The organism is Microbacterium sp. cx-55, from assembly GCF_021117345.1.
In the GTDB taxonomy this organism is placed as follows: Bacteria; Actinomycetota; Actinomycetes; order Actinomycetales; family Microbacteriaceae; genus Microbacterium.
This window is the reverse complement of the sequence record NZ_CP088261.1, coordinates 685,487-700,210: the sequence shown is the minus strand read 5'-3', so window position 1 is coordinate 700,210 and position 14,724 is coordinate 685,487. Positions and strand designations below refer to the sequence as shown.

General features: G+C 70.7%; 11 protein-coding genes. 6 read left to right on the top strand and 5 right to left on the bottom strand.

Going from position 1 to position 14,724, the window contains the following annotated elements:
• Positions 1–89: 89 nt before the first annotated feature.
• The 3 genes from glmS to LQ938_RS03300 form a co-directional block, all read right to left on the bottom strand.
• Entirely contained in the window at positions 90–1,940 is a 1,851-nt protein-coding gene (glmS, locus tag LQ938_RS03310) for a glutamine--fructose-6-phosphate transaminase (isomerizing) (protein WP_223721752.1), read from the bottom strand.
• A gap of 289 nt (positions 1,941–2,229) precedes the next feature.
• A complete protein-coding gene (locus tag LQ938_RS03305) occupies positions 2,230–3,984 on the bottom strand; it encodes a DUF4012 domain-containing protein (RefSeq protein WP_223721751.1) in 1,755 nt (584 codons plus the stop codon).
• Complete coding sequence (locus tag LQ938_RS03300; protein ID WP_223721750.1) at positions 3,981–4,574, bottom strand: hypothetical protein; 594 nt, start codon at positions 4,572–4,574, stop codon at positions 3,981–3,983. Before LQ938_RS03300 ends, LQ938_RS03305 begins: the two co-directional genes overlap by 4 nt.
• A gap of 691 nt (positions 4,575–5,265) precedes the next feature.
• On the opposite strand from LQ938_RS03300, the gene LQ938_RS03295 reads away from it, so the two are divergent.
• From LQ938_RS03295 to LQ938_RS03275, 5 genes are all read left to right on the top strand, one after another.
• Entirely contained in the window at positions 5,266–6,759 is a 1,494-nt protein-coding gene (locus LQ938_RS03295) for a sugar transferase (protein WP_223721749.1), read from the top strand.
• Entirely contained in the window at positions 6,759–7,613 is an 855-nt protein-coding gene (locus LQ938_RS03290) for a WecB/TagA/CpsF family glycosyltransferase (RefSeq protein ID WP_223721748.1), read from the top strand. The genes LQ938_RS03295 and LQ938_RS03290 overlap by 1 nt, the downstream gene beginning before the upstream one ends.
• Before the next feature lie 127 nt (positions 7,614–7,740).
• Positions 7,741–8,406: a hypothetical protein gene (locus LQ938_RS03285; protein ID WP_223721747.1), complete on the top strand. Its 666-nt coding sequence runs from the start codon at positions 7,741–7,743 to the stop codon at positions 8,404–8,406.
• A gap of 1 nt (position 8,407) precedes the next feature.
• Positions 8,408–9,742, top strand: coding sequence for an MFS transporter (locus LQ938_RS03280; protein WP_223721746.1), 1,335 nt, complete (start codon positions 8,408–8,410; stop codon positions 9,740–9,742).
• Positions 9,739–10,770 (top strand): hypothetical protein, encoded by a 1,032-nt coding sequence (locus tag LQ938_RS03275; RefSeq protein ID WP_223721745.1) that lies wholly within the window; start codon positions 9,739–9,741, stop codon positions 10,768–10,770. Before LQ938_RS03280 ends, LQ938_RS03275 begins: the two co-directional genes overlap by 4 nt.
• On the opposite strand, the gene LQ938_RS03270 is transcribed toward LQ938_RS03275, so the two are convergent.
• A complete protein-coding gene (locus tag LQ938_RS03270; RefSeq protein WP_223721744.1) occupies positions 10,718–11,146 on the bottom strand; it encodes a VanZ family protein in 429 nt (142 codons plus the stop codon). The genes LQ938_RS03275 and LQ938_RS03270 overlap by 53 nt on opposite strands.
• Positions 11,147–11,248: 102 nt before the next feature.
• Between LQ938_RS03270 and LQ938_RS03265 the strand changes: the two genes are divergently transcribed.
• Entirely contained in the window at positions 11,249–13,162 is a 1,914-nt protein-coding gene (locus LQ938_RS03265; RefSeq protein WP_223721743.1) for a glycosyltransferase, read from the top strand.
• A 163-nt stretch (positions 13,163–13,325) separates the two neighbouring features.
• Here LQ938_RS03265 and LQ938_RS03260 read toward each other — a convergent pair whose 3' ends face one another.
• The gene (locus LQ938_RS03260; protein WP_231341351.1) at positions 13,326–14,681 is read right to left on the bottom strand and encodes an O-antigen ligase family protein; all 1,356 of its coding nucleotides are present in this window, start codon (positions 14,679–14,681) and stop codon (positions 13,326–13,328) included.
• Positions 14,682–14,724 lie beyond the last annotated feature (43 nt).

Here is a 14,724-nt window from a genome sequence, read left to right as displayed (position 1 = left end):
CCGCGAGACTGCAGTGGCGCCGCGAGACTGCGGCCTGCGACCAACGTCTCGCCGCGAAAGTGCAGTCTCGCGGGTGAAGAGCTCGCGGATTACTCGACGGTGACGGACTTCGCGAGGTTGCGGGGCTGGTCGACGTCGAGGCCCTTGGCGGTTGCCAGGCCCATCGCGAAGATGTGCAGCGGCACGACCGCGAGCAGCGGCTCGAAGAGCGCACCGGCGAGCGGGATGCGGATGACCTCGTCGGAGAACGGGAGCACCGACGCGTCGCCCTCTTCCGCGATCACGATCACGCGCGCGCCGCGCGCCCGGATCTCCTGCACGTTGGAGACGACCTTGTCGTGCAGCAGCGACGACTCCCGCGGCGACGGGACGATCACGAAGACCGGCTGGCCGGGCTCGATGAGCGCGATCGGTCCATGCTTCAGCTCGCCGGCGGCGAAGCCCTCGGCGTGGATGTACGAGATCTCCTTGAGCTTCAGCGCCCCCTCGAGCGCGATCGGGTAGCCCACGTTCCGGCCGAGGAACAGCACCGAACGGGTGTCGGCCATCCAGCCGGCGAGCTGCGTGATGCGCTCCTGCTCCTCGTCGAGGATGCGCGAGATCTTCTTCGGCACGGCCTCGAGCTCGTGCACGTGACGGGCGATCTCGGCGTCGGTGAGCGAACCGCGCACGTGCGCGACATGCAGCGCCAGAAGGTAGAGCGCCGTGATCTGCGCGACGAACGCCTTCGTCGATGCGACCGCGACCTCGGGGCCGGCGTGCGTGTAGACGATCGCGTCGGACTCGCGCGGGATGGTGGCGCCCTGCGTGTTGCAGATCGAGAGCGTCCGCGCGCCGCGCTCGCGGGCGTACTTGACGGCCATGAGCGTGTCCATCGTCTCGCCGGACTGGCTGATCGAGACCACGAGCGTGTCGGGGCCGATCACCGGGTCGCGGTAGCGGAACTCGTGGGCGAGCTCGACGTCGACGGGAACGCGCGCCCACTGCTCGAGCGCGTACTTGCCGGTCTGGCCGGCGTACGCGGCGGTTCCGCAGGCGATGACGATGATGCGGGTGATGTCGCGGAAGAGGTCGTCGAGTCCGTCGAGCTCGGGGACCCGGACGATGCCGTCCCGGATGCGGCCGCGCACGGTGTTCGCGACGGCCTCGGGCTCTTCGGACACCTCCTTCGCCATGAACGAGGACCATCCGCCCTTCTCGGCGGCGGCGGCGTCCCAGGTCACCTCGAACGGCTCGACCTCGACCACATCACCGCGGAAATCGGTGACCTCCACGCCGGACGGCGTGATCGCGACGATCTCGTCCTGGCCGATCGCGAGCGCGTTGCGCGTGTGCTCGACGAAGGCGGCGACATCGGATCCGAGGAAGTTCTCCCCCTCGCCCAGACCGATCACAAGCGGCGAATTGCGGCGCGCCGCGACGACGAGTCCCGGCTGATCCTGATGCATCGCGAGCAGCGTGTACGCGCCCTCGAAGCGGGAGACCGTCGCCCGGAAGGCCTGCACGAGGTCCTTCGACACGGCGTACTCGCGGCCGATCATGATCGCGGCGACCTCGGTGTCGGTCTCGCTGCGGAACTCGTAGCCTTCGCTCACGAGCTCTTCCTTCAGGTCGGCGAAGTTCTCGATGATCCCGTTGTGGATGACGGCGAGCTTGTCGTCGTCGGCGAGATGAGGGTGCGCGTTCGCATCGGTCGGGCCGCCGTGGGTCGCCCACCGGGTGTGGCCGATGCCGGTCGTGCCGTCGCCGAGCGGCGTCTGCGCGAGGTCGTCGCGGAGGACCTTCAGCTTGCCGGCGCGCTTGCGCATTCCGAGCGCACCCTCGCCGTCGATGACGGCGATCCCCGCAGAGTCGTACCCCCGATACTCGAGCCGGGCGAGCCCGGCGATGAGGATGTCCTGGCTGGGCCGAGGACCGACATATCCGACGATTCCACACATGGGGTCAATCGTAGGCGAGTGGGCCTGGCAGCCGGCCCGGTCGGAACGTGGGCGTGGCGCGACGGAGAGAGAACGGACCCTCTCGAGCGTCCCAGTGGGGACTGGATAGCTCGAGAGGGTCCGCGAAACCGCCCGGCGCCCTGCGGACAAGCGTTGGGGACGAATCGCCCGCGTCACCGCTGGGGGCGGTGCGGGTGCTCAGAATGGCGGCACCCCTATGGTATTCCTATCCGTGCCCCGCAGGAAAGCCGCAGCGCCGTAACGCACCATCCGACTCCTCCGCCCTCGCTCAGCTCGACGCACAGGGTTCCGCGGCCGCCACCCGAGCGGCGCCCGGTTCGGTCAGAAGCGGCGTGTGGATCAGGACCGGCTCGACATCGCCGCCATCCGGTGCGATGAACCGGAAGACGAGCGTGCGCGAACGCCCCGGCGCGAGGTCGGTGCGGCGGGTGACGGCCAGCCGCTCGCCATCCTCGACGGCGACGCTCGCCACCAGGTCCCCGTCGAGCGACACCCCTCCGGGCAACCAGCCCGGCGGCGTCACGACCGTGACCGTGGGCGCGATATCGCCGACAGCGGCGCCGAAGAGCCCTCCGCCCGTCACGCTGACGGGGAATGCGGTGGCCGCATCCGTCGGCAGAGCACTCCCAAGATCGACCGTGATGCTCACGTCTTCCCGGCCGTCGGGGCGACACGTCGTCGTCGCGACGCCGAGGCCCACGCTCAGATACGGGGTCAGCTTGCCGCCGGTGGCGTCGTTGAAGTAGACCGCGAACGCGTCATCGCCGGCCTGCTCCTGCCGGGCGAGAGGCCCGGCCAGAGCCGACCGCGAGATGATCTCCTGCTCGGCGGGGCGCGCGCTCCACAGCGACACCCGCCCCTCGGCCAGCGGTGCGCGGAGCGACTCCACCAGCCCGAGCACGTCCGCTCGTTCGACGAGCGCGGTGAACACCGCGGTGGCCGCATCCGCGAACTGGTCGCTCTGCTCCTCCGGCGTCGACGACAGATACGGAGTGACCAGCAGCCGGTCGACGATGTCGTCGGCGGTCAACGTGCCGGCGATCGAGTCGACCGGGCCGGTTACCCGCAGAACGGCGGCCATCACGAGCGGATCGACCGACACGACCGCATCGGGGACGACCCCGGTCGCCGACTCCCACCACGTCGAGGCGAGGCGCGCCGTGAGCGTGAAGTCCGCCGTCATCGAGGCGTCCTGCACGAAGCGTCCGATGCCGTCCCCGAAGGAACGCTGCTCGCCCGCCCGCAGCGGAAGGAGCGGCTCAGCGACGGGCGCGAACGACGACGAGTCCCGGATGCCGGTGACCGCGACCCGTCCGCCCTCCGCATCCAGCTGGATGAACGTTCCCGTGATGCCCCCACCCGTCCGGAGCTCCGCCGTGTTCTGCACTGCCACCAGCACGGTGCGCGGCTCGTCGATGCCGAGCAGCGGCGGCAGGAGGGCGGCCGCCTCCGCGGCGCCCTTCGTGAGCGGACCCGCCTCCGCCAGCACCCGGTCGAGCGTGTCGACGCCGCCGCTCACCTCCGGGATCAGCGCGCTGCGGTCGAGGCCCGCGAGTTCGTCCCGCACCGCGCCGACCGCGTCATCCGCACCCGCGAGGTCATCCGCCGACGCCGCGAGCACCTCGTTCGCGCGCGCCGAATCGACGCCGCGGAGCTCCCGCGCGACCGACAGAAGCGGCACGGCGGTGTCGCCACCGAGACGGGCGAGACCGTCGGAGACGATGCGCACCGCGGCGAGATTCGCGCCCGCCCCGGGCACCGTCTCGGCAAGCCGCCAGACCGGATCCGCCCCCACGTCGACGCGCGCGGCGTGATCGGTCATCGCCGCGATCGCCGTCTCGGCCCCGTCGACGTCTCCGCCCGCGAGGAGCGCGGAGGCCTGAGCCGCCGCATCCGCCGCTGCGGCCAAATGCTCTCGGGCCTGCACCGCGCGAACCCCTACGTACAACACCGCGACCGCCGCGAGAAGCACGACGGCGATGACGGATGCGGTGATCAGGCGACGAAGGCGATGGGCCCTCATCGCCCCACCGCAGCACGGCGCGACCGACGCCGCCCGATGGCGAAGACGACCACGCCGCCGACCAGCACCGCACCGCCGAGCGATGCGATCACGAGCGGAACCTCGGCGCCGGTGCCGGCCAGGGTGGCGGCGCCGACGGCGGGCAGGGCGCAGCCCGGGCCCTGCGGCCGATCGAGCGGCACGGCGAGCGCGGTTTCTCCGACCCTCACCTCCGCACGCACGGCGGCAGCCGTCACGTCGGTCTCCGGCCACGGCCAGGCGACCTCGCCGTCGAGCCGGCCGTCGCGCATCGTGCCGAGCGGCAGGCTCGACGGCGACACATCGCCCGTCACCGTGAGCACCGCCGACGCGGCGTCGGACACGGTGCGGGCCGCCGGTGGCGACGCGGATCCCTCCGTCATGACGAGCGAGTAGACGATCATCGGCTCACCCGAGCGACACGCCGTCGTGAACACCGAACCGGCCAGCGTCGACTCTCGCGGCGTCACCGGCGTGTACGGATCGAACCCGTCCACTGCGGCGACTCCGCTCGGAACTCCGGATGCGAGTACTCCGCACAGCAGCGCGGATCGCAGAACATTCCCCCACATATCAGCCTCCCCCAGGCTGTCGTCGGTGCCGATTCTCCCCAGACTCGGCACCGCATTTGAATAACGGGGTGAACGTTACCCCACATCTCACCGAAACGTATCCCCCGATTTTTCACGATCTCCCTACACCAGCAGCACCCGCGAAGTAAAGAGATTTGTCCACCACTTGGGGGACACGGCGTTCCTGGAGTAGCGTGACGAATGCCGCAGTCCGAAGTGCTTTGGGGAGCGCAACGGCAATTCACGGCAAGGACAGCGTGGCCTAGATCTGGGGGATCTGCTCACGTTTGTCAGGGCCCCTTGTGCACTCTGCTCACTAGAGCGAGGCGCAAGGGGCCCGACGTCATTTTCGGGGCCGAACCGACGCCGTCCGATTCGCGCACTTGTGATTGCAGCCGGCGTGTGTCATGCTCGGCCCACGTCAGCCGCTGAACGCGGAGTCGGATCACCGAGGGGTCGGTGTTCCGAGGGGCGACCCGATATGGGAATCGGGCTCGCCGCGACGTGGGATCCGGGAAACCGGAACCCTGCACTGGGGAACGCGGGCTCTGTCCGCACTGGGGAGGCACGGATTTCGGTCCGGGCCTGAAATCTGGGGAATGACGTTCATGGGGATGGAACGTGGCATGCGTGCGCAATCGACGCGCCGCAATGGCAACGAACAAGGTCGTTTCGGCGACCGGGTGTCGGCATGCTGACGGCGAGCGCGCTGACGCTTCAGTCCGTCGCAACGCCGCGGCCGACGACGACGCTGCTCAGGCGTCTGCGTGATCGGCAGCGACATCGCGCCCTGGTGACGGCGACGGATGCCGCGGCCCTCACGGTCGGCGCCGCCATCGTCAGCGCCGCGACCGTTGGCATTGCCGCCGCCGGGCCGACGGCCGTCGACGTGGCGCTGCTCTGCGGCATCGCGGCCGGAGGGATCACCGTCTGGCTGATCGCGCTCGCGACGACGCGCAGCAGGTCCACCGAGATCCTGGCCGCATCCGAGTACCGCCGGCTCATCGCCGCCGCGGTGTTCGTGTTCGCGGCCGGGGCGAGCGTGAACACGGTCGCACCGTCGACCGAGTTGCGCGTGCAGGTGCTGCTCGGTGTGCCGGTCGCGCTCGCAGCAGTTCTCCTGAACCGCACGTTCTGGCGTCGGTGGGCCCCCCGCCGCCGCCGGTTGTCCTCGCCGAGGACGCTCCTGGTCGGCTCTCGGGCCGATCTCGACATCCTGGCCCGGACGCTGCAACGCGACGGTCGACTCGGTTACCACGTCGTGGGGACGGCGTTGGTAGGAGCTCACGCGATCGAGTCGACCGTCGTCCCCGACCTTTCGGCGGCGTCACCGGGGGGCGTGCCGATCCTCGGTCCGGCCGTCGCCGCGGCGCAGTTGGCTCGCGAGATCGACGCCGAGATCGTCATGGTCGCCGGCGCCACCGATGACGCCGATTTCATCCGCCGTCTGAGCTGGCAGCTCGAGGGCACCGCCACGAGCCTCACGGTGGCAACGCTCCTCACCGACGTCGCCGCGGGCCGCATGTCGCTGCGCACCGCGCCGGGACTCGCCCTAATGAATCTCCGCATCCCGACGTACACGGGAGCGCCCCATCGGGTGAAGCGCGTGATGGATGTGCTGGCGGCGGCGTGCGCGATCGTGCCCATCGCCCTCATCACCCCCCTGATCGCCGCCGCGATCCGACTGGATTCGCCCGGGCCCGTGTTCTTCCGTCAGCGCCGGGTCGGCCGCGACGGCCACGAGTTCGACATCGTCAAGTTCCGCACCATGCGGCCCGACGCCGAGTCGGAGCTGGCCGGGCTTTCCGCCGCGAACGAGGCGGCGGGCGCGCTGTTCAAAGTGCGCCGCGACCCGCGCGTGACCCGGGTGGGCGCGATCTTGCGCAAGTACTCCATCGACGAACTGCCGCAGTTCTGGAACGTGCTCCGCGGCGACATGAGCGTGGTCGGACCGCGCCCTCCGTTGCCGAGCGAGGTGCGTCAGTACGACGACCCGGTCTTCCGGCGCCTGTACCTGCGGCCCGGGATCACCGGTCCCTGGCAGATCGGCGGGCGAAGCGACCTGTCGTGGCAGGAGAGCGTGCGGCTCGATCTGCACTACGTCGAGAACTGGTCGGTACCGAGCGATATCGGAATCATGCTGCGCACGGCCGGAGTCGTCCTGCGCGCGAAGGGAGCCTACTGATGGCTATGCGTGTCGCGACGACGCCCGTCTTGACGGGTCGTCGCTCCATTCCCGTCCGCGTGCCGGTGGCACCGCGACCCACCCCCGTCGGCTTTCCGGCCATCACGATCGCCGACACCCTCGTGCATCTGACGGATGCGGCCGGCGCCCGCGAGGCGATCGCCGATGCCGCACGATCACGCACCTCGTCGCCGCTCGCGGTGGCCTCGGTGAACCTCGATCACATTCACCACCTGCCATCGCTCCACGGCGACGCGCCCGTCGCCTCGGCGACGCGATGGATGAACCTGATCGACGGCGCACCGATCGCCCGACAGGCACTCCGGATGACGGGAACGCCCTGGCCGCGTCTGGCCGGTAGCGACCTGATCACCGGCATCCTGACCGACGCGCAGGCCAGCGGTTCCCGCGTCGCCGTCCTCGGCGGCAGCGATGAGATTCGGGGCGCCCTCACCCGGCGCTTCACCACAGACTGGCCGACGATGACCTTCGTCGGACATTGGACTCCGACACGCGATGCTTTGTCCTCGCGCGAATCCTCGCTCGCTCTGGCGGCCGAGATCCGTGCGGCGGGAGTGGACATCATCATCGTGTGCCTGGGAAAACCCCGGCAAGAGAAGTGGATCAACGACTACGCGGAGGCGACGGGCGCGGGTGTTCTGCTCGCCTTCGGAGCCGTGGTCGACTTCTTGGCCGGTCGGGTCTCGCGCGCACCCCATTGGGTGAGCGCGGCGGGATTCGAATGGATGTGGCGGCTCGTGCTCGAGCCTCGACGGCTGGCTCGGAGGTACCTCATCGAGGGACCCCCGGCCTATCTGGCCGTCCGACGGTCGTCGAGACCCGGTCGAGCATGACCCGCCACCTGCACGCGGGCACGGTCGGGCGCTCCCCCCGTCCGGCCGTGTCCGCCCTGTGGGTCGATGGGGCCCCACCGGATGACAGACGGCCGCCGCGTCCGTAACGCGGTTCGAAGGGGGAGAAATGGACACCGAGGTATCGACCTCGCCGGCACCACCACGTCACCGCCCGACCAGGGCGGTGATCGTGGTGGCGCTGACCGCTGTCGGCGTACTCATCGGCGCGGCCGTTGCGCTGGGCATCGGCGGCGGCTTCGGCGGCGGCCCGGCATCGGAGAACGCACCGACGGTCGCGGGTCAGAATGCACCTGACGGTGAGACCGCGGACGCGAGGGAGCGCCGCGGGCCCGCGCCGGGAGCAACACCCGTCGACGGGAGTGAAGTGCTGCCCCCGACGAGCGGGGAGGATCCGAACCGCATCCCGCCCCGCGAGGCGGACCCGCCGATCGTCTCGGCGCCGCTTCCCGCCGCTGCATCCGCCAGCGGCCACCTGGTGACGGGATTTCCGGCGAGCGTGGTCGGTCCGGCCACCGGCGACGACGTGATCGACAGCTCGGTGTCACCCGAGGGAACCACCCTGCAGGTCACCCTCACCGCGCGCTCTGACCGGGGGGCGGACGAGATCCGCACGCACTTCCGCGAGCTCTGGGCCTCGTTCGGACTCCTCGCCCGGGATGCATCGGTGGAGAACCAGCTCTTCGCGAGCGACACCGCATCCGTCACCCTCGACGTCATCGAAACCGGCACGGGCACGGTGTACTCCCTGTTCGCAACCCTGCGGACGGAGTGACATGTACATCTCGCTCCGAAACGCCCCGGCATCGACCGGCTCCGCCCCGCGTGCGCGCGGCGTCCGCACGGTCTCATCGACCGTCATCACGCTCGGCGTCGTCTCGATGCTGACCGACATCTCCTCCGAGTCCGTCTCGGCCGTTCTTCCGCTCTACGTCACCGGGATGCTGGGCCTGTCGGTCATCGCGTTCGGACTCATCGACGGGCTCCATCAGGGTGTGAGCGCCGTCGTGCGCATCGCCAGCGGCTACACGTCCGACCGCATCGACCGCCCGAAGTGGGTGGCGTTCGCGGGATACGCCGCCGCCATGGTCGCGCGGATCGGACTGCTCTTCGCGAGCGGCTTCGCCGCGCTGTCGGCCGTGATCGTCGCGGACCGCATCGGGAAGGGCATCCGCACCGCACCCCGCGACGTGATGATCACGATCGCCTCGCCGCCTGCCGACCTCGGGCGCGCGTTCGGCGTGCACCGGATGCTCGACAACATCGGGGCGGCTCTCGGGCCCCTGATCGCGTTCGTGATCCTGCTCGTCGTTCCGGACGGCTACGCGGTCGTCTTCACCGCATCGCTCGCGTTCGCCGTGATCGGCGTGCTCATCCTCGGGCTGATCGTGCCGAACCTCCGGAGCCGTGGGAAGACGGATGCGGCGCTCTCACCCGACCGGGAGGCATCCGGGGCGGCGCTCTCGGCCACGGCGGCGCCTGTACGGAATCGGCTCGCGCGGGATCGGCCCGCGCGGGCGCGGATGACCGACGTCTGGCGCGGACCGATGCGGCGGGTGCTCGCCGTATCCGGACTTCTCGGGATCCTCACCATCGGCGACGGATTCGTCTACCTCGTTCTGCAGTCCCGCAGCGACTTCGCGGCGCAGTGGTTCCCGCTGCTCTACGTGGGCACGAACGTCGCCTTCCTGGCGTTCGCCATCCCGTTCGGGCGTCTGGCCGATCGCATCGGCCGCGCGCGCGTGTTCGTCTTCGGTCACCTCGGCCTGCTCGCCGCCTACGTGGTCGCGGTGCTCGCGTGGGACGACGCGGTCGCAACCGTGCTGTGCCTCTTCTTCCTCGGCGCGTTCTACGCCGCAACCGACGGCGTCCTCGCTGCCCTCGCCGCGCAACTCACGACGCCCGACAACCGCGGCACCGGGATCGCCGCCGCGCAGACGGTCGTCGCCGTCTCGCGCTTCCTCTCCGCCGCAGGCTTCGGCGTGCTCTGGTTCACCGTCGGGCCCGAGGTGTCGTTGTTGATCGTCGCCGCGGCCCTCGCCGTCGCGATTCCCCTCGTGCTGCTGTTGCTGCGGCCGTTCCTGTCGTCCGCCCGGCAGGTGCCCGCGTGAACCCGCGTCGCGCCTGGGCGATCATCGCCGGCGTCGCCCTCGTCGCCCTCGGCGGCACCGCGGCGGCCGGCGCGGTCGCCTGGGCGCAGTACGACGAGCGCGCGAATGCGACGAGCGAGGTGGCGACGGGCGGGCCCGCCGCGATCGACGAGGGTCGCATCGTGTTCCGCAGCACCGCATCCGGCCGCGGCTACGGGCACGTCGCGAGCGTGAGCGCCGCCGCCCCCGAGGGCGAACGCGCCGTGAGCGACGCGGTGTGCGACCGTGTCGACGCGGATGCCGGCATCATCTCGTGCGTGCGCACGGTGCGCGGCATCACCCCGAGCTACACGGCCGAGATCACCCGCCTCGATGGCACGCCTCTCGCACAGTGGCCGCTCGCCGGCATCCCCTCTCGCACGCGGATCTCGCCGAGCGGCGAGTTGGTCGCCACGACCGCCTTCGTGACGGGTCACTCGTACGCCACCGTCGGTTTCTCCACCGACACGTCGATCCACCGCCGGGACGGCGAGGATCTCGGCGATCTCGAACAGTGGACGCTGCTCATCGACGGCACACCGAGTGCGCCGGTCGACCGCAACTACTGGGGCGTCACCTTCATCGACGACACCTCTTTCTACGCGACGGTCGGAATCGCCTCCGCGGGCACGACGTATCTCGTGCGCGGCGACATCGCCACGCGCACCTTCACCGCCCTCGCCGAGAACGTGGAATGCCCGTCGCTCTCACCCGACGGCACGCGGATCGCGTTCAAGCGACTCACCGCGGGCTCCGGCCCCGACGCGCACTGGACGCCGGCCGTCTACGACATCGGCACGGGCGACATTCAGCTGCTGCCCGAGACGCGCGGCATCGACGATCAGATCGAGTGGCTCGACGACGACACGATCCTGTACGGCCTTCCGCGGGACGACGTGCCCGGTGATTCCGACATCTGGGCTCTCGCCGCCGACGGCTCCGGCAGCGCACGCGTGTTCATCGCCCACGCCTGGTCGCCGGCCGTCGTGCACGACGGGACGGACGGATGAGGACGACCCACGCGATCGCCGCCCCGACCGCGGCGCCGAGCGCATTGGCGAGCACGTCGCGGGGACTGGGCAACCGCGCCGGGAGCAGGATCTGCACGAGCTCGACCCCGATCGAGAGCACCAGGGCAAGCGCGAATCCCCACCAGGGGCGGCGGAACAGCCCGGTCAGCAGGAAGCCGAGCGGCACGAACAGCGCGATGTTGGCGCCGAACTCGATCCAGCCCTGCCGAACCGTGCTCCACCCGAGATCGTTCTGCACCCACCCGGTGACCGCCGCCACGATCTCGCCGGGGCCGATCGGCGAGATCAGCAGAACGAGCGCCGCGAGGCCGTACACCGCCAGCGCCACGATCAGAACGATGCGCCGTCGGTTCACGGTCCCACCTTGGCACAGCGGCGCCGCGCCCGTCGCTCTCCGGCGCGCGCCGTCTCGCACGCCCGACGATCATCACCACCCACACGAACAGAGGACCCGACCGTGACGATCACGTCGCCCGCCGCTCCCGCCTCCACTATCGTCGCCCCGTCGGCGCAGGCGACGACCGGCGCTTTCCACCGCATCGGCACCGTCGAGGTGGCGGTGCTCATCGTCACCTACAACAGCGCCGCCGACCTCGATGCGCTGATCGCGGATCTTCGCATCGAGGCGGCGGACTCCCGTATCCGGGTCATCGTCGCCGACAACGCGTCGCACGACGGCACGTGGGACGCGGCCGCGGCGCACCGCGACGTCGTCGCCCTCCGGACGGGTGGGAACCACGGGTATGCGGGCGGCCTCAACATCGCGATGCGCGCGGTCGGCGACGCGGAGGCGGTGCTGGTCTTGAATCCGGACCTCCGCGTGCGCGCCGGCGCCGTCTCGGCGATGCTCGCACGCCTGCGTTCGCACGAGGCCGTCGGGGCGGTCGTGCCGCTGATCGAGCAGGGCGACGGCTCGGTCTACCCCTCGCTCCGCCGCGAGCCGGGCGTCCTCCGCGCCGCCGCCGACGGCCTCTTCGGACGGATGTGGCCGGCGCGCCCCGCCGCCCTCTCGGAGTACGTGCGGGATCCGCGCCGGTACCGGGACGCCCACTCGATCGACTGGGCCACGGGCGCGGCCCTCCTCATCCGCTCGTCCGCCGCCGCATCCGTCGGGTCCTGGGACGAGCGGTTCTTCCTCTACTCGGAGGAGACCGACTTCCAGCGCCGGCTCCGCGAAGACGGCTGGCGCATCGAGTTCGACCCGTCCGCGGTCGTCGTGCACCGCGGCGGCGGGTCGGGCGTCTCGGACGACCTCGTCGCGCTCACGATCGTGAACCGCGTGCGGTACATGGACAAGCACGCTCCCGCCCGCGCCGGCGCCTTCCGCGCGGCGATCATGGCGGGCGAAGAACTCCGCCGCGACCCGTCGCATGCCCGCGCGCGTTGGGCGCTCCGTCGGCGGGCCCGGTGGCAGCAGCTTCCGCGGGCTGAGGGCGCGGACGGGCTGGGTCGGACTGAAGCTGGAGCCACCGGGGCCGCCGGGGCCGCCGGGCATGCCGGGGCCGAGGCCGAGGCCGCCGAGGTGTCCGTCGATCACGTGCTCCTGACCCGCTTCAACCTGCCCACGCCCGGCCCGGAGAGTCTGGTGCGCGCGCGCGACGGATGGCTCCGCGAACGGATCGACCTGTTCGAGCGCTACACGATTCCCTCCGTCGACCGGCAGACGGTGGGGGGCGTTCCGTGGATCGTCTACCTCGACCCGCAGAGCCCCGCCTGGCTGCTGGATCGGCTCCGCCCGTACGTCGATCGCGGACTTTTCACTCCTCTATATAGGGACGCGGTCACGTGGGTCGATGTCGCGGCCGATGCGCGCGCGCTCACGGGCGCATCCGGGGACGTTTTGCTGACCACGAATCTCGACAACGACGACGCCCTCGCCGACGACTTCGTCGAGCGGCTGCAGCGTCTCGCGCGCCGTCATCGGCACGCCGTGATCTATCTGACGTCGGGTCTCATCGCGCACGGCGACGATCTGTACCTGCGCCGCGATCGCCGGAACGCGTTCTGCAGCGTCGTGGAGTCGTGGGAGTCTCCGGGCACCGCCTGGAACGACTGGCACACGCTCCTCCCCCGCCACTATCCCGCGGTCACCGAGGCCGGCGCGCCCGCGTGGTTGCAGGTGGTGCACGGCGGCAACGTCAGCAACCGCATCCGCGGTACCCGGGTGGATCCGGCCGCGTACCGCGCACGGTTCGCGCCGGCCTTGCCAGCCGTGACCCCCACCCGGGCGTCCCTCCTCGCGGATCGCTGCGTCGGCGCGCCGGTACGTGCGGCGCGCGAGCTCGTCCGCGCCACCGCGAAGAGCGTGCTTCTGGGGGTCCTCGGCAAGGACGGATGGGATCGAGTCAAGGCCCGCCTCATCCGCCGCTGACCCGGGTCTCACCCGCCGGCGCGGGGTGCGGCAGCGAGTCACGTCCTCCGGGTTTGGGGCGCAATCCTACGTTCGGGGCACGAATATCGCGCCCCGAACGAAATATCGTGCCCCGAACCCGCGGATGACACAACGGGCGCGAAGACGCGCGTGGCGCGGTGTGTCACCCGCCGGCGCGAGACGCGGCGACGGGAACCAGCGGAGGCGGGAACTCCCGCATCCCGTCCAGCTCCGCGACCCACGTGTGCGAGAGCCAGCGGTCGGAACGCCCGACCGTCCGCGCCGCCGCGCACAACCCGAAGATGAGGAATGCGGTTCCGGGGGCCATGGGGAACGCGAATGCGTCGAACAGTGAGAACAGCACCGCGATCGTCACGACGCAGGCGGCCAGGCACCGGCCCACGACCTGCAGATCCTCGAGCGACGACTCGCGGCTCGCCCGCCAGGCGCTCCAGATGGCGACCGCGAACAGCGCCGCGAGCGCGGCGACGCCCAGGATGCCGACCTCGACGGCCGTGTGGATCCACTCGTTGTCGAAGATGCGGTACCTCGGCAGGAACGTTCCTGTGCCCGCGCCGAGCAGCGGCGACGACGCCAGGAACTGCGGCGCGAGGTCGAGGGCCACGGTGCGCGACTGCGTACTGGTGTCGGTGCCGATGCCGAGGAACATGCCGACGATGGTGCCGTAGAGGCCCGGCACGGTCAGCATCGCCCCCACGAACGCCGTGACCACCACGACCATGACGACACCTCGGAAGCGCCGCGGGAGCCCGGGGATCACCGCGACCGTCGCGACGATGAAACCGATCACGGCCGAGCGCGACACCGCGAGGAACGAGGCCATCGCGACCGTCATGACCGGCAGCCACCAGCGCAGCCGCTTGTGGCCGTGATCGCCGATGATCGCACTGGCCACGGCGAGCGGGAGAGCCACCGAGATCGCGATGGCGTACTCGAGCGGATGCGTGGCGGTGCCCGACGCACGGATGAATCCGCCGCGGCTGTCGATGCCTCCGGCGTCGCCGCTGAAGCCGGGAAGGCCGCTCAGGAAGTCGATGATCGGCTGGTCTGTCGCGAACTGCAGCAGCCCGAGCGCGGCCACCAGCCCGCCGGCGAGCGCGACGCGGCGCACCAGCGTCATCAGTTCGTCCATCGTGCGGATGCCGTCCATCGCGACGAGCGCGACTCCGGTCCACGACAGCAGGCGCGCGAGAGACGACACGGCAGGGCTGATCTGATCGGCCGGCTGACCGCGGAACATCGCCTGCGCGAAGCTCAGCAGGAAGACGACCAGCAGCACGCAGAGCGCGAGCCGAACGGGTTGCGACACCGACCGCGACAGCGTCGGCGGCTGGAAGCGCGACAACACCCACCACAGCAGCAGCACGAGCCCCCAGAGAAACTGCGGCCGCCCGTAGGAGCCGAGGAACGACAACGCCAGGTTCGACGGGAAGCCGTAGAGCAGCACGATGTACACCGTCAGCATCGACACCGCATCCATCCCGGGTCGCCGCGACACACTGTGCCGCGACGCCGCGATCGGCGTGTATCGCGCGCCCGCC

What these genes read in the sequence shown, in the direction of transcription:
- LQ938_RS03305 (WP_223721751.1), bottom strand. Translation starts at nt 3,984, where the DNA reads ATGAGGGCCCATCGCCTTCGTCGCCTGATCACCGCATCCGTCATCGCC.
- glmS (WP_223721752.1), bottom strand. Translation starts at nt 1,940, where the DNA reads ATGTGTGGAATCGTCGGATATGTCGGTCCTCGGCCCAGCCAGGACATC.
- LQ938_RS03280 (WP_223721746.1), top strand. Translation starts at nt 8,408, where the DNA reads ATGTACATCTCGCTCCGAAACGCCCCGGCATCGACCGGCTCCGCCCCG.
- LQ938_RS03290 (WP_223721748.1), top strand. Translation starts at nt 6,759, where the DNA reads ATGGCTATGCGTGTCGCGACGACGCCCGTCTTGACGGGTCGTCGCTCC.
- LQ938_RS03295 (WP_223721749.1), top strand. Translation starts at nt 5,266, where the DNA reads ATGCTGACGGCGAGCGCGCTGACGCTTCAGTCCGTCGCAACGCCGCGG.
- LQ938_RS03285 (WP_223721747.1), top strand. Translation starts at nt 7,741, where the DNA reads ATGGACACCGAGGTATCGACCTCGCCGGCACCACCACGTCACCGCCCG.
- LQ938_RS03300 (WP_223721750.1), bottom strand. Translation starts at nt 4,574, where the DNA reads ATGTGGGGGAATGTTCTGCGATCCGCGCTGCTGTGCGGAGTACTCGCA.